The organism is Bacillus cereus group sp. BceL291 (genome assembly GCF_051776705.1).
Classification (GTDB): domain Bacteria; phylum Bacillota; class Bacilli; order Bacillales; family Bacillaceae_G; genus Bacillus_A; species Bacillus_A cereus.
This window is the reverse complement of the sequence record NZ_JBPWAP010000017.1, coordinates 43,464-63,515: the sequence shown is the minus strand read 5'-3', so window position 1 is coordinate 63,515 and position 20,052 is coordinate 43,464. Positions and strand designations below refer to the sequence as shown.

The window sequence follows — 20,052 nt, the reverse complement described above, 5'->3', positions numbered from 1 at the left end:
GGAGGGAAGCACGTTGATAGATGCATTAGATGTAATGAGTAACTTGGATAAAGTCCTTCCTTATTATCAAGCTATTTTTAGTGCTGATGAGCATACTGTAATTGGATACGAAGTAGTAGGACGTATTCAAACAGAAGAGGGCATACAAAGTTTAGCTTCTTTCTTTCACGATGATTCGATTCCAAGTGAATTTCAACTGGAAGCGGATAATATTATAGTAGAAAAAGCTTTAAATCGTTATTTAGAAAGCGATCAAAAATTATTATTATTTATACATCGGAATGCTAATGTATTAATGAATGATGATGATGAAAGCTTGCTTCAACTTTTATTGAGGTATGAAGAACAAGGTTTAAATTTAAAACAAATTGTTTTAGAGATTACAGAGCATGAATGTAAAGAAGATATAGAGCAATTTAATCATTTGCTTATGTATTATCGTACATATGGTATTCAAATTTCGATTAATAAAGTCGGAACGGGCACAAGTAATTTAGAGCGTATTAGCGTGTTAGCACCTGATATTTTAAAAGTAGATTTAACGAACTTAAGGCAAACAGCACTTTTACAATCTTATCAAGATATTTTATATTCTTTATCATTACTTGCTAGAAGAATTGGTGCAACTTTGTTATATGAAGAAATAGATGCTTTTTATCAACTGCAATATGCTTGGAAGAACGGCGGAAGATATTATCAAGGTAATTATTTGAAAGAATGTTTACCTGATTTTATTGAAACGAATGTTTTGAAAGAGCGACTAGGTAATGAATGTCATCAGTTTATTCAGCATGAAAAGAAGAAGTTACAAAAAATTTATAATTTAACAGAGATGTTACGCGATCGCATTGGCGATGTTTTATCAAAACAAAAAAAGAATGAAGATATAAATGATTGGTTATTACAATTTAGTCAAAGTGTATCACAGTGTAGTTTTCGTATATTTATTTGTAATGAAGATGGTTTCCAACAATCAGGAAATGTTATGAAAAAAGATGGAGAATGGATTGTGATGCCGGATTATTATATGAAGAACTGGAGTTGGCGCCCGTATTTTCTCGAGAATATCATGAAAATGCGTTTTGAGAATAAGGCGAGGCTTTCAGATTTATATGCAGATATTGAAACGGGAGAAATGGTACGAACATTTTCTTTCCCGATTGATGATGACAACTTTTTATTTATAGATTTATCTTATGAATATTTATATGAAGAAGATGTTTTATTTTAATGCACGAAGAGATTCGTGCATTTTTTGTTTGTTTTTATCATAAATTGGTAATAGTGAAAATGGTGATGAAAATGCTGTCTATCGTTGTAAAGATTTTACGAACGAAATCTGTCCTGTCTTTGCATAATCATTGTTACAATGAATACTACAAAGACAAGTTCTTTTAAAAGGAAGGTGAAAAAATGAGGAAATATGGAATATGGCTTGTTCTATTTGTATGTGTTGCCTTTCTAGTTGGTTATAGTGTTACGACTGTTTTAGGAAAAGAGGAAGTGGAAGTCGATCGGAAAGAAGTATTTACAACGATACAAAAAGGCTATGAAACCCAGTTTTCAATTCGTGGGAAGCATTTGCCGATGAATAAGATGATAGAGACGTTATCACCGTATTTTACAGATAATTTCCTTCAAGTATTTACAGATGAAAATAGCAGAAGTGATAAACAAAGTGGTGAATATTTACTTCCGGCAAAAGAAGCACCGCTTTCTTTTAATTCAGAAACGAAAATGTCGTATGATGAAGAACATAAAAATTTATATGTATATGAGCGGACAAAAAGTGGACAGTATCAAATTGTAACATTGAAAAGGGATCAAGATAAATGGAAGCTAGCAGGATATCATGAAAGTCAGGAACTTTTAACTGAAATAAAAAGGTTGCAACAATTATAAAGTGAAACTTTTAATCAGTGGGAGGGATTACTCTTCCATCTAACTTCTTTGCTGTAGCTAAATTTGGGGTAGGAGTTTTACTACCCACAAATAGCGGGATAAGAATAGGAATAGGTATTTACCTATTCCTATTCTATATTGAGTAGTTGTTGTAACTTTTCAATTTGAAACCCTGCAACTACTTCGCCATCAATTACGACTGTTGGAGTTGAATAAGAATCATAGTCGTATAAAAGACGATTGCGAGCAGCAGCGTCTTTTTTTACGTCAAATTCTTCATATGCAACGTTATTATGCTTCAAAAATTCTTTCACAATAACACAGGGCGGACAATCGGGTTGTGTATAAACCTCAATTTTTTTCATTGTTATTCCTCCTTTTTTCTGTTTTTTATTATATTCTTCCAGTATAAAAACCGCAATAAAGAAGGGGAAATATGTTCTTTCTGTTTTTTCCTTCGCATTTCGACAAATTTTTAGTTGAGTTTCTGGCCAATAACCTTTATCCTAGAGTGTGGAACATTTTTTCTGTTATGACGGATAGAATGAGTATAGCTGTAAAACCTATTGGTAGGAAGATCAGAGAAAGGAGAGATTTCATGTCTCTACTCCAAGGAATTTTAACTCGACTTGTTAGTCTACAAGAACAAGCTGAAAGCGGTGAAGTAGCACAACGCTATTTTGAAGTGAACGGTGAGCGCAAATGTAGCGTGAAATTTTTCGATAAAAGTGAAATGTATGAGTTAGAAGTGTATCAACAAGGTGAAAAACCTCAAGTGTATCAATTCGATAATATCGACATGGTTGCAATTGAGATTTACGATATCATTTCTTGATACATATAAAAAAGGTACTGCCATGTGGCAGTACCTTTTTTAGTTCTATTACTTTCTAGTGGAATGTATAGAAGTTTTTTATTTTTCCTACAATGGTATTAAAATGAAATTTTAATCCGTGCAAGTTTGCTTATCCATGTGGAAAATGAGTCCCGTCAACCGGGTGAATATGTGAAGCTAAACTTCTCACAATCGCTGGGTTCTGCAAATAGCGGGAGAAATATAACTAGGAGGTTATCGTATGGAACGTTTACCAGTTGTGATTTGTCCTAATTGTCAAAGTTCTGCTGAGATTATTCATGTATTAACGGCTCAATCTAATCAAAATGTAATTTATACGTGCCAAGTTTGTCACTTTGTAATTCGAAATATTGAAACGAATAAAGGATAGGAAGTTATAATTTTAGTTTTTGTCCCATACAATGAGAATACGAAAAGTCTGTCTAATTGAAAGGACGTGACTCTGTGGACGGTGCACATAAATTTTACAATGTTTCAGAGAGACATTTAAATTTTGATATGGTCTTTAACCGTATTTGTAGTTTCATTGAAAAGGATCCGCGAAATTTATATCGATTATCCATTGGGACAGACTCACAAGCGCATCAAAAGGATACGAGGTTTATTACAGCAATCCATATTCATCGTGTTGGAAAAGGTGCCTGGGGCTGTTTACACCATAGATCAGTAAAAGATAAGCCGGCAACCTTACGTGAGAAAATATATTTAGAAACGCAGTTTAGTCAAGAAATCGCATGTCTATTTACGCCTACTCATATACAAACAATATGGGAGTTATTGCATCCTTATGCTCAAGATGGGGCTGGATTCATAATGGAAATTCATTTAGACATTGGGAATGATGGTTTAACAAAAGAATTTATTTTAGATATGACAGAAAAAATTCGAGCGATGGGATTAACTGCAAAAATTAAGCCAGATGCTTATGCGGCGTTTAGCTATGCAAATCGATATACGAAATGATTTTTTTTGTATGTATACGATTGCTACATATCTTTTAATAAAAACTGAATATTACATCTATTAAATAGGTTGAATTTTTTATATAATAAGAGTAACGATGCGAGTGTAAGGAGAGGGGTATATGCAAAGGGAAGTTGTTTTAACGAAGGAAGAAGAAAGTTTACTACTAGATATTTTATTTCAGCAAAATTACGCAAGTGAAATTTTAGCTGTGGAACTTACAGATATTGAGAATGGTTTGAAACAGACAGATGTGATGCAATATAAAAAAATCACAAGGTTATTTTACAGATTAAAAAATAAAGGGTATTAAGCGCTACCGGAATGGTAGTCTTTTTTTTGTGCTGTATGCTAAAATAGCTGTGTGATTGTATTTTTATTGAAATAAATTTAGGACAAAATAATAATATGAAAACGCTGTCATAAAATGTGAATAGAGTTGTGAACATAAGCAGGAAAAAGGGAAAATGGGGGATGTAATATGATTAGTATTCCGAAAGACGAATTTCAACAAATTCTTGTGAAGGATTTAATGATTTCATCGGAAAAAGTAGCTCATGTCCAAATTGGAAATAGTTTAGAACATGCTTTACTCGTTCTTGTGAAATCTGGATATTCGGCGATACCTGTCTTAGATCCAATGTATAAACTACATGGTTTGATTAGTACTGCCATGATATTAGATGGTATGTTAGGATTAGAACGTATTGAGTTTGAAAGACTCGATGATATGAAAGTAGAGCAGGTGATGAAAGAAGATATACCTGTTCTTAAATTAGACGATTCATTTGCAAAAGCTTTAGAAATGACAATTGATCATCCTTTTATTTGCGCTGTTAATGAAGAAGGCTATTTTGAGGGGATTTTAACACGTCGGGCTATTTTAAAATTGTTGAATAAGAAAGTAAGGCAACATAATCGATAACGTAAGAAAAGTGACTTCATAGAAACGAAGAAGTCACTTTTTTTTTCGTGCATATCACTTGTGTATGTATTATATTTAAAAAGACATAAAACATAAGGAAAGTTTGCGCTGGACAATTGTATTTTCTGAATGAAAGCATTCGGGTAAATTAAGGATGAAAAGCTTATTGAAATAAGGTGTATGGAAGCTAAGGAAAGAGGGAGAAAGTTGCAAATTGATGATTTTCAAATGATGGTTGTGTTAGCTCAGGAATCAAATATGAGAAAAGCGGCGGAACGTTTATTTGTTTCCCAACCTGCGCTGAGTCAACGATTACAATCTATGGAGAAACAATGGGGAATGAAGTTTTTTATTCGCTCACAAAAAGGATTGACAATTACACCTGAAGGGGAAAAAGTTGCAAATTATGCTAAAGAAATGTTGCAAAGGGAAGAAGATATAAAAAGTGAGCTAGCTGTTTTCAGAACGGAAACTCATGGAACGTTAAAAATAGCTGTTGCATCAGTTATTGGTCAATATTGGCTCCCTCCTGTTTTGAAAAAGTTTGTGCATAAATATCCTTCTGTCAAGATATCGCTGTTTACTGGATGGAGTAGTGAAGTGCAAAAGCAGTTTTATGAAGGAGACGTTCATGTTGCTATACTGAGGGGAACACAAGAATATAAAGGTCAGAAGCAACAATTATTTGAAGATGAACTGTATTTAGTTGATAAAGAAATAAAAGATATTTCGATGTTAAAAGAAACAAATAGGCCGTTCATTCAATTTAAAAGTGATTCGACTTATTATGGACAAATACAAAATTGGTGGTATGGTTTATTTTCTAATCCGCCTAAGCGAACGATTGTAGTTGACCAAATTGAAACATGTAAACAACTTGTTTTAAATGGTATAGGTTATGCCCTTTTACCTTCTACTGTTTTAAAGGAAGTACAGGAAAATATGTATAAAACACCTGTTCAACTGACGAGAGAAACATGGTTGTTAACAAGTGACTCGGCAAGGCAGTTGAAGCAAGTACAAGCATTTTTAGAAATTATAGAAGAAATTCAAAGGGAAAAATAAGATTATTATCTTGCTACTCGCTCTTTCGTTTGGTAGAGTAACATTATAAATGGATTTAGGAGGCAACAAGAATGAAAATGATGGACGCTAACGAAATTATTTCGTTTATTCAAAAAAGTGAAAAGAAAACTCCTGTAAAGGTATACATAAAAGGGGATTTAAAAGAAGTAACATTCCCTGAAACAGTACAAGCATTTGTGAATAAAAAGTCAGGTGTATTATTCGGAGAATGGTCTGAAATTAAGACAATTCTTGATGAGAATAATAAGCACATCGTTGACTACGTTGTAGAAAACGATCGTCGTAATTCTGCAATCCCGATGCTTGATTTAAAAGGTATTAAAGCTCGCATCGAGCCAGGTGCTATTATTCGTGACCATGTTGAAATTGGTGACAACGCTGTAATTATGATGAATGCAACAATTAACATTGGTGCTGTAATTGGTGAAGGTTCTATGATCGACATGAACGCAGTACTTGGTGGACGTGCAACAGTCGGTAAAAACTGTCACGTAGGTGCAGGTGCTGTACTTGCAGGTGTTATTGAGCCACCTTCTGCAAAACCAGTTATCGTTGAAGATGATGTAGTAATCGGTGCAAACGTGGTTGTTTTAGAGGGTGTTACAGTAGGGAAAGGTGCAGTCGTAGCAGCAGGAGCTGTTGTAACAGAAGATGTGCCTCCATACACAGTTGTTGCAGGTACTCCAGCACGTGTAATTAAAGAAATTGATGAGAAGACAAAAGCAAAAACAGAAATTAAACAAGAGCTTCGTCAATTAAACCCAGAGAAATAAAAAGTAAAAAAAGCGTAAGAGCGTAAATGGGCTCTTACGCTTTTTATAGATAGAGGTGCAAAAATGACAGTAAGCAAATTTATCCAAATTCGTAGAGATTTACATAGAATTCCAGAAATCGGATTTAAGGAATGGAAAACACAACAGTATATTTTAGATTATATAGGAACACTTTCTCATGAATTTGTGGAAGTGAAGACATGGAAAACGGGTGTAATCGTTAAAGTAAATGGAAAAAATCCCGAAAAAATAATAGGTTATCGTGCAGATATAGACGGTTTACCAATTACAGAGGAAACTGGATACGAGTTTGCTTCTATTCATGAAGGAATGATGCATGCATGTGGCCATGATGTACATACAACAATCGGTTTAGGCCTTCTAACGAAAGCTGTGAGCGAAAGAATAGATGATGACCTTGTATTTCTATTCCAGCCAGCAGAAGAAGGACCAGGCGGTGCTCTTCCTATGTTAGAAAGTGAAGAGTTAAAAGAATGGAAACCAAATATAATTCTTGGTCTTCATATTGCACCAGAATACGCTGTGGGGACAATTGCAACGAAAGAAGGACTGTTATTTGCCAATACTTCAGAATTATATATTGATTTAAAAGGGAAAGGTGGCCATGCTGCCTATCCGCATACTGCAAATGACATGATTGTTGCAGCGAGCCACCTTGTTACACAGCTTCAATCCGTTATTAGTCGCAATGTGAATCCACTTGATAGTGCAGTAATTACAATCGGGAAAATTACAGGTGGTACGGTTCAAAATATTATTGCAGAAAAATCTCGTTTAGAAGGAACGATTCGAACATTATCAGTGGAATCAATGAAGCGTGTGAAAAGCAGAATTGAGTCAATTGTTGCAGGTATCGAAGCTTCTTTCCAGTGTGAGGCGATTATAGATTACGGAGCAATGTATCATCAAGTATATAACCATGAAGAGTTAACGAGAGAGTTTATGGAATTTGTACATAAACAAACTGATATGAATGTTATTACATGTACTGAGGCAATGACGGGTGAAGATTTTGGTTATATGCTTCGAGAAATCCCTGGATTTATGTTTTGGCTTGGAGTAAATTCAGAATATGGTTTACATCATGCAAAATTAAAACCAGACGAAGAAGTGATTGAAAAGGCAATCACATTTTTAAGCCAATATGTAAAGTGGAAAGGGAATAGAAAATAAAACTTCCGCTCTCTTGAAGGTTCCAAATAACTTTTTGTTCTGAGGTGTAAGTAACGCTCGTATAGATTGATTTTAGACATTTACATACAAATGGAAGAATTAAAGTTAATTGTACTGTTTTAATAATGAGCAGGGGGTTTAGCCGCTGCTCATTATTAATTATTTGACTAACTTATATATGTTTACTTTTAGTATGAAAAGTGTGTAAAATCAATGTGAAACATAGAAAAAAGGGTGGGGAATTACGTGCAAATTAGCAGTGCGATTTTATGTTTCGTCTTATATGCGTATGTTATTATTGCGGCGGTTTATTTTGGGATAAGTTTTTATGCCTATCGTCTAGTAGATAATAATGAATATGACGAAACATACAAATGGGTGAAGAGATATTTATCACCTGTACTAGAAATTATGAATGGGTTTGTGCTCTTTTTATTTATTGGATTAATTGCTTTCTCAACGAGTTTAGTAGGGAATAAAACTACGTTATTTGTATTGGGTATCATTATTTTTATGTTGTTAGGAATAAGGATTGGTAATACGGTCTTTTGGGATGAAAGAAAAGTAGATGGTTGGACGGGAATGTTAATTCCGTGCATGTTAGCTGCAATCGTGACAAATATAGAGCATGAATATTATCAATTACATTTTTGGCTTATTATCGTTTTAACAATTCTTTCTGTTTTGTATATAAGCACAGTAGTACTAACATATATTGCACATGAAAAAGGAGATGTTAAAGGCACTCGTTTCTTTAGAGGACGGGCATTATTTTGGAGTGTGCCGACGATGGCAGTTATCGCGCTTATTGCGATATTAGTAAATGGATATCAATTTTCTAATTGGCAACTATTTTTAGAAAATTGGTGGATCTTTATCTTTTCGTTTATTGCTTTTTTAGGTGCAACGCATTATTTATTCCATCAACATCATTACATATGGGCGTTGTTATTTGCATTCACACAGCTTCTATTTGCCTTTTTTGGTCAAGAAACATTATTATTCGTTTTTGAAACATTTAGTTCTTTTGGAAATATATTTGTATTTGCTATGCTACTTGTTGGTATCGCTTTTTACTTGCAACAATATTTTTATATACAAAAACAAAAATAAGAGCTAATCATAGTTTTTGTGACGCATATAAAGTGTGTTACACTGAAAATAAATAGTACTTGAAGTTATTGGAGGAATTCTTGTGGGTGAGAAAGAAAAAGAATTTGCTGTCATTGGACTTGGTCGCTTTGGTGGAAGTATTTGCCGAGAACTAGCTCAATTAGGTATGGAAGTAATGGCAATCGATTCAGATGAGGATAAAATTAATGAATTTGCAAATATAGCTTCGCATGCTGTAATTGCAGATTCAACAGATGAGATGGTATTAAAAAGCCTTGGTATTCGAAATTTTGATCACGTAGTCGTTGCTATTGGAGATAATTTAAATTCAAGTATTTTAACGACTTTGATTTTGAAAGAGTTGGGTGTAAAAAATATTACTGTAAAAGCTCAAAATGATTATCATGAAAAAGTGTTAAGTAAAATAGGTGCAGATCATATTGTGCATCCAGAACGTGATATGGGAAAAAGGATTGCTAATAATATTGCATCAAGCAATGTGCTAGACTACCTTGAGCTTTCAGATGAGCATAGTATTGTAGAGATTATTGCGAATAAAAAAATTGATGGGCACTCTTTAATTGAATTAGATATTCGTGCGAAGTTTGGATTGAATATTGTAGCAATTAAACGAGGCAAAGAAGTTATCGTATCCCCTCGAGCTACGGAGAATATTCAAGCAGGAGATATATTAATTGTCATTGGTCATGACGATGAAGTGGATCGATTTAAACACTTTTTAAGATAAGAGAAAAGAAAAGGACAATGCCTTCATGGCATTGTCCTTTTTCTTATATTTCCATAATGATTGGTAAAATCATTGGACGACGTTTCGTTTTCTCATATAGGAATGGGGCTAATGTGTCTGTAATTTCATTTTTAATTTCAGACCATTGTGTTGTTTTACGCTCCATTACTTTTTCTAAATGAGTTGTAATTAATGTTTGTGCATCATTGATTAAATCGCTGCTTTCACGCATGTAAACGAAACCGCGTGAGATGATATCAGGTCCTGCTGCAACTTTAAATTCTTTCATATCAATGCTTACAACTACAATTACAAGTCCTTCTTCAGAAAGGATACGACGATCGCGTAATACGATATTGCCAATATCTCCAATACCGTTTCCATCAATGTAGACCGAACCAGATGGGATTTTTCCAGCTACGCTAGCTTCATCCGAACGTAAAGCAAGAACATCGCCATTATCCATAATGAAGCAATTTTCTTCAGGGATGCCACAATCATTTGCTATGTTCATGTGCATACGCTGCATACGATATTCACCATGAATTGGCATGAAGTACTTCGGTTTAATTAGACGTAACATTAACTTTTGTTCTTCTTGTCCACCGTGTCCACTTGTATGGATATTTGAAAGTTTCCCGTGAATTACATCAGCGCCAGCGCGGTACAACATGTTAATTGTACGACTTACGCTAATTGTATTTCCTGGAATTGGTGAAGAAGAGAAAATAACTGTATCTCCAGGAATAATTTGAATTTGGCGGTGTGTACCATTTGCAATACGTGAAAGTGCTGCCATCGGTTCACCTTGACTACCTGTACATAAAATAACAACTTTATTAGCTGGTAAGCGGTTTAGTTGAGATGCATCTATGAATGTATCTTTCGGGCAACGAATATAACCAAGGTTTTGTCCAATTTCAATCGCTGCTTCCATACTTCGACCAAACACAGCTACTTTACGGTTGTTTTCAACAGCAGCTTCAACAACTTGTTGTAAGCGGTGGATATTTGATGCAAAGGTTGCGAATATAATCCGTCCTTCTACTTTACGGAAAATGTCTTGAATGCTATCACCAACGCGACGCTCAGACATAGTAAAGTTTGGAACTTCACTGTTCGTACTATCAGATAATAGACATAGTACGCCATCTTTACCGATTTCAGCCATTTTTGTTAAATCAGCTGGTTCACCAACTGGTGTGAAGTCAAATTTGAAGTCACCTGTATGAACAACTTGACCTTGAGGTGTTTTCACAACAACGCCGTACGAATCTGGAATACTGTGAGTTGTACGGAAGAAGGATACAGACGTTTTTTTGAATTTAATAACGTCATCTTCTTGAATCTCGTAAAGTTTTGCTTTACGAAGTAAGCCGTGTTCTTCTAATTTGTTTTTGATGAGTGCAATTGCTAATTTTCCGCCGTAAATCGGAATGTTCACTTGACGTAATAGGTAAGGGATTCCGCCGATATGATCTTCGTGACCATGTGTAATGAATAACCCTTTAATTTTATCTTCGTTTCGCACAAAATAAGTGTAGTCTGGTATTACATAATCGATCCCGAGAAGTTCGTCCTCTGGAAATTTAATTCCAGCATCAATTATAATAATTTCATCTTGAAATTGAACAGCGTATGTATTTTTACCGATTTCACCAAGCCCACCGAGAGCAAATACAGCAACTTGGTCGTTTTTTAGAAATTTCATATCGCTATACGATTTCCGCTAATGTTAAATCAGCGTTTTCTTTTTCATATTCAAGATGAGCGCCAGTAACAGACTGAACAAACTCGATATTATATGCGAACTTATTTAACTTTGTACGAACATCCTTTTCAGACGTAGCCTCTAAATATAAAACTTTTGTATTTTCACGTACTGGAACCTCAGTTAATTTTTCTTGATAAAATACTTTAAAAATCATTTGGAAAACCTCTCCTTGTCTATGTTTTGCATTATCTGTTACTTATTATAAAGCAAACAGTCACGATTTTCATGTTTTTTCGAATGAGAATGAAGAAAAAGCCCGAAATGGGCACAATTTAAGCGATTGTCTTTTTACGGACTAGACCGTTTAAATAACGCTTGAGCTTTTTCTTCAGCTTCTTCAGCATGATTACTCCTTCCTTTCCTTATTTTAAACATGCCTATTACTAGTGAAAACTCTATCTCTGATATAAGAGATAGGACAAAAGTGAATGGTGAATCTTGTCCTTTCCCATACAGTGAAAGTTATTCTATAGTAACGATCAGTAGCCGTTAGTTATAGGTATAGTATGAGGAAGAATGGAAAAGAAAATTCATCCGAACAAGTATCTACATGTTTTACTAATATATATATGCAAAGTTTACAAATAAGGTCAGAAAGGGAACGCTTTCTTCACAGATGTTTAATATGTTATACTTTTTTTTAGAATTTGAAAAGTGATATTCAAAATAGGAATATAGAGTCCCAGAAAGGATTTTGACAAATGAATGATAAAATTGTCTTTTTTGATATTGATGGAACATTATTAGATCATGATAAAAAAATTCCGCAATCTACACGAGATGCAGTAAAACAGTTACAAGAAAAAGGTGTACATGTAGCAATTGCGACAGGGCGCGCGCCATTTATGTTCGAAGATATTCGCAGGGAACTTAATATACATAATTATGTTAGTTTTAATGGACAATATGTTGTCTTTGAAGATGAGGTAATATTTAATAATCCGTTACATCCAGATGCTTTACATAGGTTTACTCAGTTTGCAAAACAAGAAGGATATCCACTTGTATATCTTGACCATCAAGATATGAGAGCATCAGTGGAATATCATGATTATGTGAAAGAAGGCTTTGGAAGCTTAAACTTTGAGCATCCAGCATATGAGCCTAATTTTTATGAGGAACGTAATATTTATCAAACACTACTTTTTTGTGAAGTAAATGAAGAGGAAAAGTTTATTAATCATTATCCAGATTTTCATTTTATTCGTTGGCATGCATATTCAATGGATATCATTCCGAATGGTGGTTCTAAGGCAAAAGGAATTGAGAAATACATTGAAAAGTTAGGTTTTAATCGTGATCAAGTGTATGCATTTGGAGATGGCTTAAATGATTTAGAAATGATCGAAGCCGTTGGCACAGGTATTGTGATGGGAAATGGCCATGAAGACTTGAAAAAACTTGCAAATCATGTGACAAAGGATGTTAATGAAGACGGTATATATCATGGACTAAAGTGGGCTGGATTGCTATAAGTGAATATGGAACCCATTTCATAATAAAAAGGCGGAAGATTAACTTCCGCCTTTTTATTATTATCGCTCTAGAGGTTTGGAATCATCAGGAGCGGCAAAAGGATTTTCTTTATTGATATGGTCATAGAACATAACGCCATTTAAATGATCAATCTCGTGTTGGAATACGATTGCTGGTAAACCTTTTAAACGTAATTTTACTTCTTCTCCGTTAATAGAAGTTGCTTTTACTGTAATTCTTGTATAACGAGGAACATAACCAGGTACTTCGCGGTCTACAGACAGACAGCCTTCACCACCCTGTAAATATGTACGTTCAACAGAATGGCTAATGATTTTTGGATTGAATAATGCATGGCTATATAATGTACCATCCGCATCGGTTACATGAACTGCAATCATTTTTTTTGAAACACCGATTTGCGGAGCCGCTAATCCGATTCCAGGGCGTAAACTATATTTTTCAGCCATTTCAGGATCTTGGCTATTTATTACGAATTCAATCATTTCTTTTAAGGTAGTTGTATCTTCTTCGCTTGCCGGTAATGACACCTCTTCTGCAACGTTGCGCAAAATAGGATCTCCTTCGCGAATAACATCTTTCATTGTAAGCATATGTAATCTCTCCTTTCCTCTTTAGTCTACCAAAGGAGATGGAAAAAGTCATCGGCAAGAAAGGGAAGGCATTTTGGAAATTGTTCTATTATAGAGTAGTTATGTATGTGATAAAAAGAAAAAGACAGCAAAGCCGTCTTTTTCTTTCCATAGTTGTTTCGTTTTACATTAGCGAATGCAAGCAGCACCAACGATAATTAAAAGAATAAACAACACAACGATTAAGGCGAAGCCGCGTCCAGACCCGCCACAAGAACCGCCATAACCGTAGGAAGGATATGAACAAGTTGGATAGCAATATGAGTATCCGTACATGAGATGACCTCCTTTATCATTTCCCGCTAATACTGCGGTTACTATAATGTATGGAAGAGAGGGTAGAAATGTATAGGTATTTACCTAAAAAAGGAAGAGTAGTTTGTATATTTTTGTTACGAAGAGAGAAAAACTAAAGAGAATTAAATCGTTTACATATTATTCTAAGAGAAAAAATAAGTGAAAAAGGGAATAATATAACAGTAGGTCAATGCTTACTAATACAGATGTAAAAAATAAAAACACGTTTGTGTAGTAGAAACCTGCATATTATTTATAAAAAAACGTATTCAAAGTAATTGACATCGTAATTAGAATAGTTGTAAACTAAAAAACGTGATCAAGATTGTATTAATATGTTTCTGAAAAAACATTAGTACAGATTGTTAGGTACACAAAATTATTCTCAACCGACATACAAACATGTTGGTTTACATCGTTGCGCTTTTTAAACTGGAAAATAGCCAGTGAAAGCGTTTCAGAATATGGTTCAAGAGAGGAAGAGGTGAACGGAATGGGTACTAAAACAAAAAAGACCCTATTTAATGTTGATGAGCAAATGAAAGCTATCGCAGCTCAATTTGAAACATTACAAATTTTAAATGAAAACGGTGAAGTTGTGAATGAAGCAGCTATGCCTGAATTATCTGATGATCAATTAAAAGAATTAATGCGTCGTATGGTGTATACTCGCGTATTAGATCAACGTTCTATTTCTTTAAACCGTCAAGGACGTTTAGGTTTCTACGCACCTACAGCTGGACAAGAAGCTTCTCAATTAGCAAGTCATTTCGCACTTGAAGCAGAAGACTTCATCTTACCAGGATACCGTGATGTACCACAATTAGTATGGCACGGATTACCATTATACCAAGCATTCTTATTCTCTCGTGGACACTTCATGGGTAACCAAATGCCTGAGAATGTAAATGCATTAGCTCCACAGATTATTATCGGTGCGCAAATCATCCAAACTGCTGGTGTTGCGTTAGGTATGAAACTACGTGGTAAAAAATCTGTTGCAATTACTTACACTGGTGACGGTGGTGCTTCACAAGGTGACTTCTACGAAGGTATGAACTTTGCAGGTGCATTCAAAGCTCCAGCAATCTTCGTTGTTCAAAACAACCGTTATGCAATCTCTACTCCAGTAGAAAAGCAATCTGCAGCTAAAACTGTAGCACAAAAAGCAGTAGCAGCAGGTATTTACGGAATTCAAGTAGACGGTATGGATCCATTAGCTGTATACGCAGCAACTGCTTTTGCTCGTGAGCGCGCAGTAAATGGCGAAGGCCCTACTTTAATCGAGACTTTAACATTCCGTTACGGTCCTCATACAATGGCTGGTGATGACCCAACTCGTTACCGTACAAAAGATATCGAAAACGAATGGGAACAAAAAGACCCAATCGTACGCTTCCGTAAGTTCTTAGAAGCTAAAGGCCTATGGTCTCAAGAAGTTGAAGAGACAGTAATCGAAGAAGCAAAAGAAGATATCAAACAAGCAATTGCTAAGGCTGACCAAGCTCCAAAACAAAAAGTAACTGATTTAATGGAAATCATGTACGAAAAAATGCCTTACAACTTAGCTGAACAATATGAAATCTACAAAGAAAAGGAGTCGAAGTAAGCCATGGCTCAAATGACAATGATTCAAGCAATCACTGATGCTTTACGCGTTGAAATGAAAAATGACCCTAACGTACTTGTATTTGGTGAAGACGTTGGTGTAAACGGCGGTGTATTCCGTGCTACTGAAGGTTTACAAGCTGAATTTGGTGAAGATCGTGTAATGGATACTCCACTTGCAGAGTCTGGTATTGGTGGACTTGCAGTTGGTCTTGCACTTGAAGGATTCCGTCCAGTTCCAGAAATCCAATTCTTCGGTTTCGTTTATGAAGTAATGGATTCAATTTCTGGTCAATTAGCTCGTATGCGTTACCGTTCTGGTGGACGTTGGACTGCTCCAGTAACAGTTCGTTCTCCATTCGGTGGTGGTGTTCATACTCCTGAACTACATGCTGATAGCTTAGAAGGATTAGTGGCTCAACAACCTGGTCTAAAAGTTGTTATTCCATCTACTCCATACGATGCTAAAGGTCTTTTAATCTCTGCGATTCGTGACAACGATCCAGTTATCTACTTAGAGCATATGAAATTGTACCGTTCATTCCGTCAAGAGGTACCAGAAGGTGATTACACAATTGATTTAGGTAAAGCTGATATCAAACGTGAAGGTACAGATGTATCTGTTATCGCTTACGGTGCTATGGTTCACGCTGCATTAAAAGCTGCTGAAGAACTTGAAAAAGAAGGTATCTCTTTAGAGGTTGTTGACTTACGTACAGTTCAACCATTAGATATCGAAACAATCATCGCTTCTGTTGAAAAAACAGGTCGCGTAGTTGTAGTTCAAGAAGCTCAAAAACAAGCTGGTATTGCAGCTAACGTTGTAGCGGAAATTAACGACCGTGCAATCTTAAACTTAGAAGCTCCAGTTGTACGTGTTGCAGCTGCTGATACAGTATTCCCATTCTCTCAAGCAGAGAGCGTATGGTTACCAAACCACAAAGATATTGTTGAAGCTGTAAACAAAGTAATGAACTTCTAATTTTTAGCTTTTCATGTGCAAAAGAAATCAGCACATGCTGGTTTCTTTTGTACATATTCCATAATAATGAAATGAATCAGGGGGCTGAATTCCGTGGCATTTGAATTTAAACTACCAGATATCGGTGAAGGTATCCACGAAGGTGAAATCGTAAAATGGTTTATTAAACCAGGCGATGAAGTAAACGAAGACGATGTACTTCTTGAAGTACAAAATGATAAAGCAGTAGTAGAAATCCCTTCTCCTGTTAAAGGTAAAGTACTTGAAGTACTTGTAGAAGAAGGAACAGTTGCAATCGTAGGAGATACATTAATTAAATTTGATGCTCCTGGATACGAAAACCTTAAATTTAAAGGTGACGATCATGATGAAGCTCCAAAAGCTGAAGAAGCAGCAGTAGAAGCTCCAGCAGCGGAAGCTACTCCAGCAGCAACTGCAGAAGTAGTAAATGAGCGCGTAATTGCTATGCCATCTGTTCGTAAATACGCTCGTGAAAAAGGTGTAGACATTCATAAAGTAGCTGGTACTGGTAAGAATGGCCGTATCGTAAAAGCTGACATCGATGCATTTGCAAATGGTGGACAAACTGTAGCAGCAACTGAGGCTCCAGCAGCAGTAGAAGCTACTCCAGCAGCAGCGAAAGAAGAAGCACCAAAAGCACAACCAATCCCAGCTGGTGAATATCCAGAAACTCGTGAGAAAATGAGTGGTATCCGTAAAGCGATTGCGAAAGCAATGGTTAACTCTAAACACACAGCTCCTCACGTAACATTAATGGACGAAGTAGATGTAACAGAACTTGTTGCTCACCGTAAGAAGTTCAAAGCAGTAGCAGCTGACAAAGGTATTAAATTAACTTACCTTCCGTACGTTGTTAAAGCTTTAACATCTGCATTACGTGAATACCCAATGTTAAACACTTCTTTAGACGATGCATCTCAAGAAGTAGTTCATAAACATTACTTCAACATCGGTATCGCAGCTGATACAGACAAAGGTCTATTAGTACCAGTTGTTAAAGATACAGATCGTAAGTCTATCTTCACAATCTCTAACGAGATCAATGATCTTGCTGGTAAAGCACGTGAAGGTCGTCTAGCTCCAGCTGAAATGAAAGGTGCTTCTTGCACAATTACAAACATTGGTTCTGCAGGTGGACAATGGTTCACTCCAGTTATCAACCACCCAGAAGTAGCAATCCTTGGTATCGGCCGTATCGCTGAAAAACCAGTTGTGAAAAACGGTGAGATCGTTGCAGCTCCAGTATTAGCATTATCTCTAAGCTTTGACCATCGTTTAATTGACGGTGCAACTGCTCAAAAAGCGTTAAACCAAATTAAACGTCTATTGAATGACCCACAATTATTAGTAATGGAGGCGTAATAACAATGGTAGTAGGAGATTTCCCAATTGAATTAGATACAGTCGTTGTTGGTGCAGGTCCTGGTGGATACGTTGCGGCAATTCGTGCAGCACAATTAGGTCAAAAGGTAGCAATCATTGAAAAAGCTAACCTTGGTGGCGTATGCTTAAACGTTGGATGTATTCCTTCAAAAGCGTTAATCAATGCAGGTCATCGTTATGAGAATGCAATGCATTCTGATGACATGGGTATTACTGCAGAAAACGTAAAAGTTGACTTTACAAAAGTTCAAGAATGGAAAAACGGCGTAGTTAAGAAATTAACTGGCGGTGTTGAAGGCCTTCTTAAAGGTAACAAAGTTGAAATCATTCGCGGTGAAGCTTACTTCGTAGATGCTAATACATTACGCGTTATGACTGAAGATGCAGCTCAAACTTATACGTTTAAAAATGCTGTTCTTGCAACTGGTTCTACACCAATCGAAATTCCAGGATTCAAATACTCTAAACGTGTTATCAACTCTACAGGTGCTTTAAGCTTACCTGAAATTCCTAAAAAACTTGTTGTAATCGGCGGCGGTTACATCGGTATGGAATTAGGTACTGCATATGCTAACTTCGGTACAGAAGTTACTGTAGTAGAAGCTGGCGACGAAATCTTAGCTGGTTTCGAAAAAGCTATGAGCTCTGTTGTTAAACGTGCTCTACAGAAAAAAGGTAACGTAAATATCCATACAAAAGCTATGGCTAAAGGCGTTGAAGAAACAGAAACTGGCGTAAAAGTTAGCTTTGAAGTTAAAGGTGAAATCCAAACTGTAGAAGCAGATTACGTATTAGTAACTGTAGGTCGTCGTCCAAACACTCAAGAAATCGGTCTTGAGCAAGTTGGAGTTAAAATGACTGACCGCGGCATCATCGAAATCGATGAGCAATGTCGTACAAATGTACCAAACATCTATGCAATCGGTGATATCGTTCCTGGACCACCATTAGCTCACAAAGCTTCTTACGAAGGTAAAGTAGCTGTAGAAGCAATTAGTGGCCATGCATCAGCTATCGATTACATCGGAATTCCTGCAGTATGCTTCACTGATCCAGAACTAGCATCTGTTGGTTACACTAAAAAACAAGCTGAAGAAGCTGGAATGACTGTAACTGTATCTAAGTTCCCATTCGCTGCTAACGGTCGTGCATTATCATTAAACAGCACTGACGGTTTCCTACAACTTGTAACACGTAAAGAAGATGGTCTTCTTGTAGGTGCTCAAGTTGCAGGTGCAGGTGCTTCTGATATTATTTCTGAGATTGGTTTAGCTATCGAAGCTGGAATGACAGCTGAAGATATCGCTCAAACAATCCATGCTCACCCAACATTAGGTGAAATCACAATGGAAGCAGCTGAAGTTGCTCTTGGAATGCCAATTCACATTGTAAAATAATTTAAGTAATGTAAATAGCCCTTCTCTTATTGTAAGAGAGGGGCTATTTTTATTTTCATCAAATGACTTGCAAGGTCTTTAAACGTACTTGTCGAATGAATATATAATACTTTAACAAATGATTCAGGCTTAACTTACTTCGAAGGTAATATATATCATCCTATAATATGTAATTGATTCAAACTTACCCCCATATATTAATAAAATAGAGCATGTCAAAGGAGAAGGTTCCATGAAAATATTACATGTTATATTTTATCATTTACTACTATGGAGTGGCTTTTCCACTGTATTAACATTATCGAATGGTGATAAGTTTCATTATAAAGTTATTCTTTTTTTCGTATTTCTATATTTAGCCTATGTAATAGCATATTTTGTATTGCACGTAAGAAAGCAAGCTTTATTTCTTACATGTTCGAATTGTATATTATTTTTAATCATATTATCTATTTTTTAAATTAGCGTTTATAAAAATACATTGTTCTTCCATTAAATAATTGTAACTCTCCTTCTAATTTCTTCGCTAAAAAACGGCAAAATTCATTTGCTTTCCCTTTGTCACCAAATGTTGCATTAGGTGGTAAAGAAACTTGGATGAAAGATTGTTCATTTTCTATACCAACACCAATATAAATTGAGTCATACCGGTCGTGAGTGGATTGAAGTTTTAATGTTGTTGTAGATGTATCTAAAATTTCATAAGGAAAAGCGGTATTTGTATACGTGTAATTAATTTGGGCACCAGTTTTAGAAGTAACTGTTTTATAATAATGAAAAAGTTGTTTTATATCATCTATTGAAACTGATTGTTGGTTGGATTTCGGTACAAGCGTAATAAAGGCGTGTTGCATATAAGTTCCCCCTAGCTTAGTAGAATACTATCATTCTACATCCTACT

24 protein-coding genes are annotated in these 20,052 nt (G+C 35.6%); 18 read left to right on the top strand and 6 right to left on the bottom strand.

What is annotated here, in order from left to right:
- Positions 1 to 13: 13 nt before the first annotated feature.
- Both ACS2CR_RS13655 and ACS2CR_RS13650 read left to right on the top strand, forming a co-directional pair.
- Complete coding sequence (locus tag ACS2CR_RS13655) at positions 14 to 1,231, top strand: EAL domain-containing protein (protein ID WP_000564306.1); 1,218 nt, start codon at positions 14 to 16, stop codon at positions 1,229 to 1,231.
- A gap of 182 nt (positions 1,232 to 1,413) precedes the next feature.
- Positions 1,414 to 1,902 carry a DUF3993 domain-containing protein gene (locus ACS2CR_RS13650; protein WP_153602499.1) on the top strand — a complete coding sequence of 163 codons (489 nt, stop codon included), beginning with the start codon at positions 1,414 to 1,416 and terminating at the stop codon, positions 1,900 to 1,902.
- Between the two features lie 128 nt (positions 1,903 to 2,030).
- Here the strand turns inward: ACS2CR_RS13650 and ACS2CR_RS13645 are convergent, their stop codons facing one another.
- A complete protein-coding gene (locus ACS2CR_RS13645; protein WP_000717875.1) occupies positions 2,031 to 2,267 on the bottom strand; it encodes a glutaredoxin family protein in 237 nt (78 codons plus the stop codon).
- 233 nt (positions 2,268 to 2,500) lie between these two features.
- On the opposite strand from ACS2CR_RS13645, the gene ACS2CR_RS13640 reads away from it, so the two are divergent.
- The 10 genes from ACS2CR_RS13640 to ACS2CR_RS13595 all read left to right on the top strand — a co-directional run bounded on the left by ACS2CR_RS13640 (position 2,501) and on the right by ACS2CR_RS13595 (position 9,560).
- Positions 2,501 to 2,737: a YkuJ family protein gene (locus tag ACS2CR_RS13640; RefSeq protein ID WP_000055151.1), complete on the top strand. Its 237-nt coding sequence runs from the start codon at positions 2,501 to 2,503 to the stop codon at positions 2,735 to 2,737.
- A gap of 241 nt (positions 2,738 to 2,978) precedes the next feature.
- Entirely contained in the window at positions 2,979 to 3,128 is a 150-nt protein-coding gene (locus ACS2CR_RS13635; protein ID WP_000440540.1) for a hypothetical protein, read from the top strand.
- Positions 3,129 to 3,202: 74 nt separating this feature from the next.
- Positions 3,203 to 3,721: a ribonuclease H-like YkuK family protein gene (locus ACS2CR_RS13630; protein WP_000348489.1), complete on the top strand. Its 519-nt coding sequence runs from the start codon at positions 3,203 to 3,205 to the stop codon at positions 3,719 to 3,721.
- A gap of 121 nt (positions 3,722 to 3,842) precedes the next feature.
- Positions 3,843 to 4,034, top strand: coding sequence for an antirepressor AbbA (gene abbA / locus ACS2CR_RS13625; protein ID WP_001188692.1), 192 nt, complete (start codon positions 3,843 to 3,845; stop codon positions 4,032 to 4,034).
- A gap of 168 nt (positions 4,035 to 4,202) precedes the next feature.
- Positions 4,203 to 4,646: a cyclic-di-AMP-binding protein CbpB gene (cbpB, locus tag ACS2CR_RS13620; RefSeq protein ID WP_000623579.1), complete on the top strand. Its 444-nt coding sequence runs from the start codon at positions 4,203 to 4,205 to the stop codon at positions 4,644 to 4,646.
- A 180-nt stretch (positions 4,647 to 4,826) separates the two neighbouring features.
- Positions 4,827 to 5,711 carry a LysR family transcriptional regulator gene (locus tag ACS2CR_RS13615; RefSeq protein ID WP_001987174.1) on the top strand — a complete coding sequence of 295 codons (885 nt, stop codon included), beginning with the start codon at positions 4,827 to 4,829 and terminating at the stop codon, positions 5,709 to 5,711.
- Between the two features lie 71 nt (positions 5,712 to 5,782).
- Complete coding sequence (dapD, locus tag ACS2CR_RS13610) at positions 5,783 to 6,505, top strand: 2,3,4,5-tetrahydropyridine-2,6-dicarboxylate N-acetyltransferase (protein WP_000783241.1); 723 nt, start codon at positions 5,783 to 5,785, stop codon at positions 6,503 to 6,505.
- A 63-nt stretch (positions 6,506 to 6,568) separates the two neighbouring features.
- Positions 6,569 to 7,699: an N-acetyldiaminopimelate deacetylase gene (locus ACS2CR_RS13605; protein ID WP_000218663.1), complete on the top strand. Its 1,131-nt coding sequence runs from the start codon at positions 6,569 to 6,571 to the stop codon at positions 7,697 to 7,699.
- Between the two features lie 246 nt (positions 7,700 to 7,945).
- A complete protein-coding gene (locus ACS2CR_RS13600; RefSeq protein ID WP_001167317.1) occupies positions 7,946 to 8,812 on the top strand; it encodes a cytochrome c oxidase assembly protein in 867 nt (288 codons plus the stop codon).
- A gap of 82 nt (positions 8,813 to 8,894) precedes the next feature.
- Entirely contained in the window at positions 8,895 to 9,560 is a 666-nt protein-coding gene (locus tag ACS2CR_RS13595; protein ID WP_000504032.1) for a potassium channel family protein, read from the top strand.
- Positions 9,561 to 9,603: 43 nt separating this feature from the next.
- Here ACS2CR_RS13595 and rnjA read toward each other — a convergent pair whose 3' ends face one another.
- On the bottom strand, positions 9,604 to 11,271 hold the full coding sequence (rnjA, locus tag ACS2CR_RS13590) for a ribonuclease J1 (RefSeq protein ID WP_153602500.1): 1,668 nt from the start codon (positions 11,269 to 11,271) through the stop codon (positions 9,604 to 9,606).
- A gap of 4 nt (positions 11,272 to 11,275) precedes the next feature.
- Complete coding sequence (locus ACS2CR_RS13585; protein ID WP_000576435.1) at positions 11,276 to 11,488, bottom strand: DNA-dependent RNA polymerase subunit epsilon; 213 nt, start codon at positions 11,486 to 11,488, stop codon at positions 11,276 to 11,278.
- A gap of 547 nt (positions 11,489 to 12,035) precedes the next feature.
- On the opposite strand from ACS2CR_RS13585, the gene ACS2CR_RS13580 reads away from it, so the two are divergent.
- Positions 12,036 to 12,809, top strand: a complete 774-nt coding sequence (locus tag ACS2CR_RS13580) for a Cof-type HAD-IIB family hydrolase (RefSeq protein ID WP_000998279.1) — start codon at positions 12,036 to 12,038, stop codon at positions 12,807 to 12,809.
- A gap of 60 nt (positions 12,810 to 12,869) precedes the next feature.
- Here ACS2CR_RS13580 and def read toward each other — a convergent pair whose 3' ends face one another.
- Together def and ACS2CR_RS13570 are read right to left on the bottom strand one after the other, a co-directional pair.
- Positions 12,870 to 13,424: a peptide deformylase gene (def, locus tag ACS2CR_RS13575; RefSeq protein WP_000957048.1), complete on the bottom strand. Its 555-nt coding sequence runs from the start codon at positions 13,422 to 13,424 to the stop codon at positions 12,870 to 12,872.
- Between the two features lie 168 nt (positions 13,425 to 13,592).
- Entirely contained in the window at positions 13,593 to 13,739 is a 147-nt protein-coding gene (locus tag ACS2CR_RS13570) for a YjcZ family sporulation protein (protein WP_000274562.1), read from the bottom strand.
- 514 nt (positions 13,740 to 14,253) lie between these two features.
- On the opposite strand from ACS2CR_RS13570, the gene pdhA reads away from it, so the two are divergent.
- From pdhA to ACS2CR_RS13545, 5 genes are all read left to right on the top strand, one after another.
- A complete protein-coding gene (pdhA, locus tag ACS2CR_RS13565) occupies positions 14,254 to 15,369 on the top strand; it encodes a pyruvate dehydrogenase E1 component subunit alpha (RefSeq protein WP_000536895.1) in 1,116 nt (371 codons plus the stop codon).
- A gap of 3 nt (positions 15,370 to 15,372) precedes the next feature.
- Entirely contained in the window at positions 15,373 to 16,350 is a 978-nt protein-coding gene (pdhB, locus tag ACS2CR_RS13560; protein WP_000068168.1) for a pyruvate dehydrogenase complex E1 component subunit beta, read from the top strand.
- A gap of 93 nt (positions 16,351 to 16,443) precedes the next feature.
- Positions 16,444 to 17,733, top strand: coding sequence for a pyruvate dehydrogenase complex dihydrolipoyllysine-residue acetyltransferase (pdhC, locus tag ACS2CR_RS13555; RefSeq protein WP_000863419.1), 1,290 nt, complete (start codon positions 16,444 to 16,446; stop codon positions 17,731 to 17,733).
- Between the two features lie 5 nt (positions 17,734 to 17,738).
- A complete protein-coding gene (gene lpdA / locus ACS2CR_RS13550) occupies positions 17,739 to 19,151 on the top strand; it encodes a dihydrolipoyl dehydrogenase (RefSeq protein ID WP_000260104.1) in 1,413 nt (470 codons plus the stop codon).
- A 232-nt stretch (positions 19,152 to 19,383) separates the two neighbouring features.
- On the top strand, positions 19,384 to 19,611 hold the full coding sequence (locus ACS2CR_RS13545) for a hypothetical protein (RefSeq protein WP_000697469.1): 228 nt from the start codon (positions 19,384 to 19,386) through the stop codon (positions 19,609 to 19,611).
- Between the two features lies 1 nt (position 19,612).
- On the opposite strand, the gene ACS2CR_RS13540 is transcribed toward ACS2CR_RS13545, so the two are convergent.
- Positions 19,613 to 20,005 carry a DUF1885 family protein gene (locus ACS2CR_RS13540; RefSeq protein WP_001163302.1) on the bottom strand — a complete coding sequence of 131 codons (393 nt, stop codon included), beginning with the start codon at positions 20,003 to 20,005 and terminating at the stop codon, positions 19,613 to 19,615.
- Positions 20,006 to 20,052 lie beyond the last annotated feature (47 nt).

Bases quoted from the DNA above. Each gene is read 5' to 3' on its own strand.
- ACS2CR_RS13650 (WP_153602499.1), top strand. From the start codon at position 1,414: ATGAGGAAATATGGAATATGGCTTGTTCTATTTGTATGTGTTGCCTTT.
- ACS2CR_RS13645 (WP_000717875.1), bottom strand. From the start codon at position 2,267: ATGAAAAAAATTGAGGTTTATACACAACCCGATTGTCCGCCCTGTGTT.
- ACS2CR_RS13640 (WP_000055151.1), top strand. From the start codon at position 2,501: ATGTCTCTACTCCAAGGAATTTTAACTCGACTTGTTAGTCTACAAGAA.
- ACS2CR_RS13635 (WP_000440540.1), top strand. From the start codon at position 2,979: ATGGAACGTTTACCAGTTGTGATTTGTCCTAATTGTCAAAGTTCTGCT.
- abbA (WP_001188692.1), top strand. From the start codon at position 3,843: ATGCAAAGGGAAGTTGTTTTAACGAAGGAAGAAGAAAGTTTACTACTA.
- cbpB (WP_000623579.1), top strand. From the start codon at position 4,203: ATGATTAGTATTCCGAAAGACGAATTTCAACAAATTCTTGTGAAGGAT.
- ACS2CR_RS13615 (WP_001987174.1), top strand. From the start codon at position 4,827: ATGGAAGCTAAGGAAAGAGGGAGAAAGTTGCAAATTGATGATTTTCAA.
- dapD (WP_000783241.1), top strand. From the start codon at position 5,783: ATGAAAATGATGGACGCTAACGAAATTATTTCGTTTATTCAAAAAAGT.
- ACS2CR_RS13605 (WP_000218663.1), top strand. From the start codon at position 6,569: ATGACAGTAAGCAAATTTATCCAAATTCGTAGAGATTTACATAGAATT.
- rnjA (WP_153602500.1), bottom strand. From the start codon at position 11,271: ATGAAATTTCTAAAAAACGACCAAGTTGCTGTATTTGCTCTCGGTGGG.
- ACS2CR_RS13585 (WP_000576435.1), bottom strand. From the start codon at position 11,488: ATGATTTTTAAAGTATTTTATCAAGAAAAATTAACTGAGGTTCCAGTA.
- ACS2CR_RS13580 (WP_000998279.1), top strand. From the start codon at position 12,036: ATGAATGATAAAATTGTCTTTTTTGATATTGATGGAACATTATTAGAT.
- def (WP_000957048.1), bottom strand. From the start codon at position 13,424: ATGCTTACAATGAAAGATGTTATTCGCGAAGGAGATCCTATTTTGCGC.
- ACS2CR_RS13570 (WP_000274562.1), bottom strand. From the start codon at position 13,739: ATGTACGGATACTCATATTGCTATCCAACTTGTTCATATCCTTCCTAC.
- pdhA (WP_000536895.1), top strand. From the start codon at position 14,254: ATGGGTACTAAAACAAAAAAGACCCTATTTAATGTTGATGAGCAAATG.
- pdhB (WP_000068168.1), top strand. From the start codon at position 15,373: ATGGCTCAAATGACAATGATTCAAGCAATCACTGATGCTTTACGCGTT.
- lpdA (WP_000260104.1), top strand. From the start codon at position 17,739: ATGGTAGTAGGAGATTTCCCAATTGAATTAGATACAGTCGTTGTTGGT.
- ACS2CR_RS13545 (WP_000697469.1), top strand. From the start codon at position 19,384: ATGAAAATATTACATGTTATATTTTATCATTTACTACTATGGAGTGGC.
- ACS2CR_RS13540 (WP_001163302.1), bottom strand. From the start codon at position 20,005: ATGCAACACGCCTTTATTACGCTTGTACCGAAATCCAACCAACAATCA.